At 56.4% G+C, this 2,386-nt stretch carries 3 protein-coding genes and 1 pseudogene; all 4 read left to right on the top strand.

Translation table 11 applies throughout. From position 1 onward, the window contains the following. A pseudogene (locus tag U8U68_RS21695) lies at positions 1-980 on the top strand (DUF6273 domain-containing protein); the annotation flags it as partial. Then, positions 977-1,516: a hypothetical protein gene (locus tag U8U68_RS21690; RefSeq protein WP_217958838.1), complete on the top strand. Its 540-nt coding sequence runs from the start codon at positions 977-979 to the stop codon at positions 1,514-1,516. The pseudogene U8U68_RS21695 and the gene U8U68_RS21690, both read left to right, overlap by 4 nt. 4 nt (positions 1,517-1,520) lie before the next feature. Continuing rightward, a complete protein-coding gene (locus U8U68_RS21685; RefSeq protein WP_160642527.1) occupies positions 1,521-1,817 on the top strand; it encodes a hypothetical protein in 297 nt (98 codons plus the stop codon). 6 nt (positions 1,818-1,823) lie between these two features. Further along, on the top strand, positions 1,824-2,386 hold a 563-nt coding region (locus U8U68_RS21680; RefSeq protein WP_322204512.1), incomplete at its 3' end, for a peptidoglycan recognition protein family protein.

Genomic DNA, 2,386 nt, shown 5'->3' with positions numbered 1-2,386 from the left:
ACTGGGGCGTGCGCCCGCTTTGTAATCTTAATTCTTCAATCTTGGTATCTGACAGCACCAACGCAAAGGGGAATTATGAATTTCAATGGAACGCCGCGCCGTCTACGCCGTCCGGCATTTCCGTTCCGGCGAATTGTTACAGCGGGCAAAAAATCGCGGTATCGTGGGGAGCTTCCACCGATCCGGAGGGCGACGCGATCACCTATATTTTGGAGCGCGCCATAAACAACGGGAGCTATACACAGGTGGCGGAGACAGCCGCCCGCACATTTGAAGAAAATGTGCTGACAAGCTGGAACACGGTAAAATACCGCGTGAAGGCGCGGGACAGCGTGGGCAACGAAAGCGCATATATCACTTCCAGCACGTCTGCGGTGATCCACAATCAGCCGCCCACAATATCCGGACAGAACGCCGATCTTGGAGTGAAGCGGGAGGGCTTTTCTTACGCCTACACCGTGGACGATCCGGACGGCGACATAGTGACCGTAGTTGAAAAGGTGGACGAAAAGACCTTGAAGACGCACACGCCCACGCTTGGGCAGTCTGTAAACCTGACGTTGGCCGGAAACGATTTTACATCGCTGACAAATGGGTTGCATACAATCACGATCACGGCCACAGACAGTGCAGGAAATGAGGCGGTGCGCACACTGACCTTCACAAAGGCGATCAATAGTTTTGTAATCTACCTTTCCGCGCCGCTGGAAGCGGTGCAACAGCCGCGGCGGGCGAATGTGGTTGTTACGCGGAACATTCCAGCGGGCGGCACGTTCAAAGTGGAAGTGACGAACAATCCCTTTGATCCTTCCCCCGCGTGGGAGGATTGCACGAACGCGGTTTTGCAGGGCGTGGCGCACGTCTTCGAGAACACGGAAAATGCGGCGGTGCAGTACGGCCTAAACGTCCGCGTGACCGTGGGCCGCGGCGAAGCCCTTTCCGAATGCTGGGTATCTTCGATTGGGGGTAATTTTGAATGAGCGTGACACACAGGCCGGACAAGCCGGACGGCACGGCAGAATTGAAGAAGGAACTTCGGGAAGTGAAGGCGGCGGGCGACAGCACCGCCGCCCTTCTTTCCCTTTCCTTCAAGGCGCAGATCGTGGGGGATCGCGCCGCAGGCACGGGGGCCATTTCTGACGAAATGATCCTTGCTTCGGCGGCAGTGGTGGATTATCCGGAATTCATAGATAATCACGCCTATAACACCATAGGCGAGATTATAAAGGCGGGTGGCCTCTTGTATGAGATCGTCGCCCCGCACACGTCCAATGCCGCCGCCTTCCCCGTGGCAACTACCTTCGCGTACTACCGCCTTGTGGAGTTGGCGCACACGGGCGCGGCAGATGATCCGATCCCATATCCGGAAACCGCGGGCGTGCTGGTGGACGTGAAGAGCGGCCTATATTACATCTACAAAGGCGCGGTTTACAAGGCGGCGGGGGATATGCCGAATTGCGTATACCCGCCTGACACGCCGGGTATGTGGCAATGGGAGCGGGTGGAAAGGGGGTGAAATCGTGGAACAGCTTTTAACGGTGCTTTCGGTGGTTAGTACGGTTTGCGCAATCGTCTTCGGCTATGCCGCCTTCGCCCGCAACAGGAAGAGCGACACGGAGAGCGAAGCAAAGAGCGACGCGACGGTATTAACCGAAATCGGCTATATCAAAGGCGGCATTGATGATATTAAGGCCGAACAGCGGGAACAGCGAAAGACCAACACGGAGTTTATGGAACGGCTGGTTGCCGTGGAAGCGTCCGCGAAGCAGGCGCACAAGCGGCTTGACACGCTGGAAAATCACGTAAACGGAGGCTAAAGCAAAATGAGCAACAGCAATTTGATTTGTTATACCAAAATTTCACCGAACAAGACAAGCCCGCGCAATCACAAGATCGACACCATTTCTATTCATTGCATGGCGGGCGATCTTTCCGTTGAAACGTGCGGGAACGTCTTTGCGCCGTCTTCCCGGCAGGCTTCCAGCAACTACGGGATCGGGAGCGACGGGCGCATAGCAATGTATGTTGAGGAAAAGGATCGTTCGTGGTGTACGTCTTCCGCGTCCAATGACAACCGCGCCGTTACGATCGAGGTTGCAAACGACGGCGGCGCGGAAACAGGGTGGCACGTGTCCGACAAGGCATATAAAGCCCTGCTTGACCTTGTGACGGATATTTGCCGCCGCAACGGGATCAAGCGGCTTCTTTGGAAGGGCGACAAGGCGTTGATCGGACAGGTGGACAAGCAGAACATGACCGTTCACCGCTGGTTTGCGGCGAAGGCGTGTCCTGGCGATTATCTGTATAACCTTCACGGGCAGATTGCCGCAGAGGTAAACAAGCGGTTAGGCGCGCAGGAGGAAACGCCCGCCCCCGCGCCGGAACC

It is taken from the genome of Acutalibacter intestini, assembly GCF_034334985.1.
GTDB lineage: Bacteria > Bacillota > Clostridia > Oscillospirales > Acutalibacteraceae > Acutalibacter > Acutalibacter intestini.
Note: the sequence above shows the minus strand (reverse complement) of the source record. Positions and strands in the feature narration are given on the sequence as shown.